A 6,041-nucleotide genomic window follows, 5' to 3' on the forward strand; every position below is an offset into this window, starting at 1 on the left:
ATGGCAACGAGGACGATGATCAAGGACTGTCTGGCTGCAGCACTGCTCGCTCTGGCTGCTCCCTGGGCCGTGGCGGACGACATGACCTTGAAGCTGGACAGGAGCGGGCTGCATCTGCTCGACGCCCAGGGCGCTGAGCTGGACCGCCATGCCGTGCGTGCCAAGCGCTGGGATCAGCGAGGAGAGGGGGAGGGCCGCGTGGCGGTGCTGCTGAATGCCGATCGCGGCCACCCTTTGCTGGCACGCGTGCGCGGCGGCAGGCTGCAGGTCCACGAGCTGCCGGCGCCGGATTTCGAGATCGAGACCCTGTGTCTGCATCTCGATCCCCAAGGCCTGCTGCACCTGTTCCTGCTGGGCAACGAAGGCCTGAGCGAGCAATGGCTGCTGGGCGAACGCTCGGCGCGACCGCTGCGCCGGCTGGCCACGGCACCGCATCCGCAAGGATGCTTGGTGGATGATCAGCGCGGGCTGCTGCAGTTCGGGGAGACCGGCGTTGGTCAGTGGTTCGTGGCCACTGAGCCCGAAGGCAGACCGCGGCGCTGGCTGAACGAGCCGGCGCCTGCTGTACGGCCCGATTGGCCGGTGCTGCAGCCCTTCGCGCAGACCGAGCCGGTGGGGCAGCAGGGCGATGCGGCCGACGACCCGGCGATCTGGGTCGCCCCTCATGACGTCCGCCAGAGCCTGGTGCTGGGCACGAACAAGAAGCAGGGCCTGCTGGCCTACGGGCTGGACGGTCGCCAGCGCCAGATGCTGCCTGTGGGGCGCATCAACAACGTAGATCTGCGCCAGGGCATCAACACTGGCGGGCGGCGCTGGGATTTGGCGGTGGCCACCCAGCGTGACGAGCAGACGCTGGTGCTTTTCGGCATCGACGGCCGAGGCCGCGTGTCTGAGCTGGCGCGCCTGCCCACGGACTTGTCCGACATTTACGGCCTCTGCGTGGGCCGCACGCCGGACGGTCAGCTTGACGCCTTCCCGAATGACAAGGATGGCCGCGTCCAGCAGTACCGGATTGAGTGGCATGAGGGGCGCTGGCGGGCGCGCCTCCTGCGCCAGTTCAAGCTCGACAGCCAGCCCGAGGGTTGCGTGGTGGACGAGCGCGAACAGCGACTCTTCATCGGGGAGGAAAAGCGCGGTATCTGGGCGCTGAGCATCTGGGGGCTGAATGCGAGTGCTGAGTCAAGCGCCCAGCCACAGCTGATCCTGCCGGTCGGGCGGGAGCTGGTGGCGGATGTAGAAGGCCTGGCGGTCTACCAGGGGCGCCATGGCGGGCCCAGCTATCTTGTTGTTTCCTCCCAGGGCAGTGATAGCTACCTGGTGCTGGATGCGCGGCCCCCATTTACGCTGCGTGGTGGCTTCCGGATCGGCATCAACGCCCAGCGTGGCATCGATGGCGCCTCGGAGACTGACGGGCTGGACGTCACCTCGGCCAATCTGGGGGGGCCGTATTCTCAGGGCCTGCTGGTCGTGCAGGACGGGCACAAGCGCCTGCCTGACGGTCGGCAGAATTTCAAGTTGTTGCCTTGGAGCGAGGTCAAGCAGGCCTTGGGTCTGCACTGACTATGGCATGAGTGCCTTGTGCGCCTGGCCAGTGGATGCCGCAGGCAGGAATGATCAGTCCGGTGGATCCGTAAGTTATTGTCGCACTTGAATTTTTTAAAAGTTCGTGCCCATTCTTACTTCACCGCTGCTCGGAAGCGCTCCGGTACATGTTTTAGCCAACCGAGGGCTAAACAGCCACTACATGATTTCGGCGAGCGGGAGCAGTCACTTGCTAGCCGTAAGGCATAGATGCTCCTGGTCGTCATGCTATGCCTCGCACACAAAAATCCTGACAGGCCCCACCGCCTTTTAGTCTGAACAGGTTGTGCTCCTGCCCGGCCTTGTCGCGCCACACCAAGTTGAGTTCCTCTGGCCAAACGTCCGAATCGACCACGGGATTTCGCTCCTCGCCGTCATCAATCAGACAGCGAACCGCCTCAAAGGTCGTCGACTTGCCTGTCCCTCTGCCACCGATGATGCAGTTCAGGTTCGGACTAAATCGTATGGTCTGACCCGCGAGGAACCCGCCGTCAATTTGAAGGCCAATCACGCTTGGGATGCTCGATGGCACAAGGTCTTCGATTCGCACTCGAGCGTCAGCGTCCTCAAGCGCGATGCGTAGCGCCTCGAATCCAGGTTCATCCATTTTGTAGCGCGTCACCTTCTGGGCGTTCTCGGCGTTCCGTCCCAGGGCGGCGAGCGTGTGCGCATCTGAATTGAGGACCCTGGCGAGACTCTGCTTTGAGCCAAGGCCAAGTCTATTGATACGTTCAACACCAAGGTTGGAGCGAGCTTCGTCCGGGTCTGAAGGACCATAAGAGATGACCGAGCTCGCTGTCTTTAGCTCCATTCCAAGAAGCGCAGGATGGCAAAGAACGTCTGCTTTGTGAGGAGAGGCGCCAGGTACCTGAACTTCGAAGCCCGAGGGCGCATCCACATGGGCAAGGATGCCAAACCCGCCGAATTCATTGACTAGATTGAGACACTCAAGCATTGACTGCTGGCACCGTGAATTAGGCAAGCCGCCGTCAACTAGGGACAACCTTCCATGAAATCGACGGAGAGCCGCAAGTGTTGGAAAGTAGCAAAGCAGGTGCCCCTGAATCGTCGAGAGTTCGATTGCAGGGACAACAAGCACGGCCGTTCCTTGGGCCGCCACAAGAGCCCTCTCGACGCTGCCAATTTCGTTGTGGTCTGCAATTGCGATAAGCGAAAGGCGCTCCTTCACTGCAGTTGCGACCACGGCCTCCGGCGTCATGGAGGGGTCAGACACATCGTGCGAGGTGCCAAAACAGTGCACATGAAGGTCGGCTCTAAAGAACGACGCGCCAGACGGTTGTTTTGAAATGGCTTCATGTGCACTCATGTATTTTCTTCTCCCTTTGCCATCCTATTGTGCAGGTGCGCGTGCTATTCGACCAAGCGCGCATACAGCGTGTGCGACCCATATCCAATTGTTCAGGTCAGTTCGCCGCTCGCAAATGAATGATGCCTATGTTGGATAGGGCGCACTGGACGAGCCATAGGACAGGCTAAAGTTAGTTGGATTGAAAGTGGGCTGCGCTCTTGGTCTAGCAGGTGCAGGCTGTCGGGGCCCCTTGGAGAAAATGACGATGACCGCGATTCCGTTCATAGTGGTTCCACCTCGAACGAAGCATCCGAGCGTTACAGCTCCAGCATTTGTCTTAGAGCAAGACAACTGGAATGACTACTCGTTTCAAACTCTCTACCACCTTTCGTACTACGCAACGGCATCCACTGGCGAGCAGGAGGTGACACTTCTAGGTGCAGTGAAGATTTTAAGAAAGGGGCAAACCAAGTCAGACCCCCTCCTAGTTGCGGCAAATTTTGAGCGCCTCGACGAGCGTTACTGCTCGGTGGGCCAGTCGCTTGACTACTACGCGCGCCTGCGCGAGCTTGGCGACGTCGGCAACTACGCCATGACTGCATTGCGTGACGTGGTTGCAAAGCCTGAGCTGGTCGCAGACTTCAAGGAAGAAGATGGTTGGAGAACGTCACTCTTTCGCGACCAGAAGGACGTGGGCGCGCAGTTTCTGCTGCTGGCCCGAGGATTGGTAGACGGACACTACGCTGTCGAGCCCAAGGACCAGCAGTCCTTTACGTTTTCCCCATCTGGCTGGGAATCGCCAATCTCGGTGGACACAACGTCAGGTGAGCCGTGGAGCTTCCTCGAGGAGGGTCTTCCCGAGCGTGTAAACGTCATTGTCGGCAGGAACGGTTCGGGTAAGAGCACGTTGCTCGCCCGCCTGGCGCGCGTCGCATACGCATCGCCATCAGAACGGCTGGAGCCCCCAGTCATCGGTCTGGGGGAACTAGCGCCAGAGGGTGTCGGATTTCCTCGAGTGGTCACAGTTGCCTTTAGCCCATTTGACAGTTTTAAGCTCCCTGGGTCGGACGACCGAAATCGCCTTCAGATTGCCAAAGACATGCGGCGCGGCGCAGGCCGATTCAGCTTCATTGGACTCCGTGACTTTGCCGCGGAGGTTGAGGAAATGGACTTTGGTGGAATGCCGTTAGCCGGCGAGTTGAGCGCCGTCGACGACAGAGTGACAAGGACGAAGTTGAAGTCGATTGACCAACTCGCCGAAGAGTTTGCCGGGTACCTGCAAAAGGTCTTCGAGAAGGGCAGAGGTTCTGTCCTAGGGGATGCTCTGAGCAAGCTGGAGCGAGGGCTCTTCAGCTATGACTGGACCTCACTGTCAAAGAACCCCAATGAGTTTGATGTTGCACGTCAGCAATTTCTTCAATGCAGCACCGGCCACAAAATCGCGTTGCTAGTCGTCTTTGGACTAGTAGCCAATCTAGAGGCGCGCTCCCTCGTTCTCTTCGATGAACCGGAAACACATCTTCACCCGCCGCTACTTTCGGCAATGATGCATGCGTTACGCGGCGTGTTGAAAGAGTACGAAGCAACAGCCGTAGTTGCCACACATTCGCCAGTCGTTGTCCAAGAGTCAATGGCTCGGCACATACATGTGGTTCGCCGCGAGGGCAGCCTGACTAGAGTATTACCAGTCAGTACAGAGACTTTCGGCGAGAGCATTGGCGTTATTACTGCCGAAGTGTTCGGGCTTGAGAGTGAAGCAACAGACTTCTACCAGGTGTTGGATGGACTTGTGCAGCGCTACAAGCGTCTCGAAGCCATCGAAGGCCTGTTCAAGGACGGACGCTTGAGTCACCAAGCTCGTGCGTACGTGCTAGCTCGTCTGTCGAGTCAGCCCTAAGTCTGGCCATGTGGAATCTGAAGCGGCTTGAAGCCGAAAATTACCGTGAACACCTTGATGTGGCATTTCCTGTCGGGGCGATTCCGGAGCAAGTGTCCGAAGCGGAAAAAGACGCTGTGCTGCTGCTATATGAAAAGTATGTAGAGAAGCTTGGGCGTCCATCTGTCGAACTGACAGGAGAGGGCGCAAGGGCAGGCCTACTGACAGCTGTCCACGATGCTTACAACCTAGTTCAGGACGGTAGACGCCTCGAAAAGTTGCGCGCCGCGCTCAAGCACTTGGCGCAGTTGTGTCCTTACTGTGGATTTGGTCAGGTGGAGGAACTCGACCATGTGCTTCAGCGAGTCCACTACAAGCTCTTCAGCATTCTGCCGTTGAACCTCGTTCCATGCTGTGGCGCTTGCAATCGTGGCAAGCGCAGGGTGCCATCCGCTAACACCGGTGAACAGCAGGTCCACGTCTACTTAGAAGACGTATCTGCTTTCGACTTCCTTCGGGCCGACGCGAACATTGATGCTGTGACCGGCGGGCTGTTAGTCAAGTACTCAGTCGTCCAGAGCGAAGGAATGTCCGATGACTTGTATGCACGACTCTGTCACCACTTGGTGGAATTTAGGCTGCATGAGCGATACCAGAAGCAGGTGAATCTCTATCTTGGTGGGCTTGAGTACCCAATTGCGTCATCGTTCGAAAAGATGGGGGCAAATGGCCTCAAGGAGTTTCTTGATGGCATGGTGGCCACCCTGATACGGCGGGAAGGCGCGAACGATTGGCGGACGGCCCTAATGAGGGGTTTGGCCGAGTGCCCCAAGTTTTACGAGGGCGGATTTCGAACTGCACTAGGCCTGCAGCCTGTCGACGGCGCGGCTGATTGACGCGGTTCACGAAACTTGTCTCTGCGAGCTTCCGCCAGGCACTTGCATGTCACTTCAAGATTGTCGCAAGACGTGCAGGCAGCGAGCCGTTAGTGCTGCTCCTCGCGCGCTAGAAGGTTGTCGAGGCACGGGTTGGTTTGAGTGTTCTGAAGGATGCCTCGCGCCCGTTCAACTGCTGATTGCAACCCAAAAGCTGTGTGAGCTTCGGCCAAGAGGGACGTGCGACGGTCGTCAGGCGCATTCTTGCGACTGTAAGTGTAAGCGTCCTGGCATGTCATGTTGATCCGCTGAGCCGCGCCTAGGATGCTCGTATCCATCAACGACTTGATGGGTACGTACGCACTATGGAGCAAGCAGCGCCAGGCCGCCGTCGCCGAGT

General features: G+C 58.7%; 3 protein-coding genes and 1 pseudogene. 3 read left to right on the forward strand and 1 reads right to left on the reverse strand.

The features are described 5' to 3' along the window. Positions 1-1,560 (forward strand): phytase, encoded by a 1,560-nt coding sequence (locus ACS5PK_RS21890; protein WP_439442391.1) that lies wholly within the window; start codon positions 1-3, stop codon positions 1,558-1,560. 283 nt (positions 1,561-1,843) lie between these two features. Here ACS5PK_RS21890 and ACS5PK_RS21895 read toward each other — a convergent pair. Next, positions 1,844-2,908: pseudogene (locus ACS5PK_RS21895) on the reverse strand (AAA family ATPase); the annotation flags it as partial. Positions 2,909-3,155: 247 nt separating this feature from the next. Here ACS5PK_RS21895 and ACS5PK_RS21900 point away from each other — a divergent pair. Beyond that, positions 3,156-4,787 carry an AAA family ATPase gene (locus ACS5PK_RS21900; RefSeq protein ID WP_439442392.1) on the forward strand — a complete coding sequence of 544 codons (1,632 nt, stop codon included), beginning with the start codon at positions 3,156-3,158 and terminating at the stop codon, positions 4,785-4,787. A gap of 8 nt (positions 4,788-4,795) precedes the next feature. Beyond that, positions 4,796-5,662, forward strand: a complete 867-nt coding sequence (locus ACS5PK_RS21905) for an HNH endonuclease signature motif containing protein (protein WP_439442393.1) — start codon at positions 4,796-4,798, stop codon at positions 5,660-5,662. Positions 5,663-6,041 lie beyond the last annotated feature (379 nt).

Source organism: Roseateles sp. DB2 (assembly GCF_051857535.1).
Lineage (GTDB): Bacteria > Pseudomonadota > Gammaproteobacteria > Burkholderiales > Burkholderiaceae_C > Roseateles_B.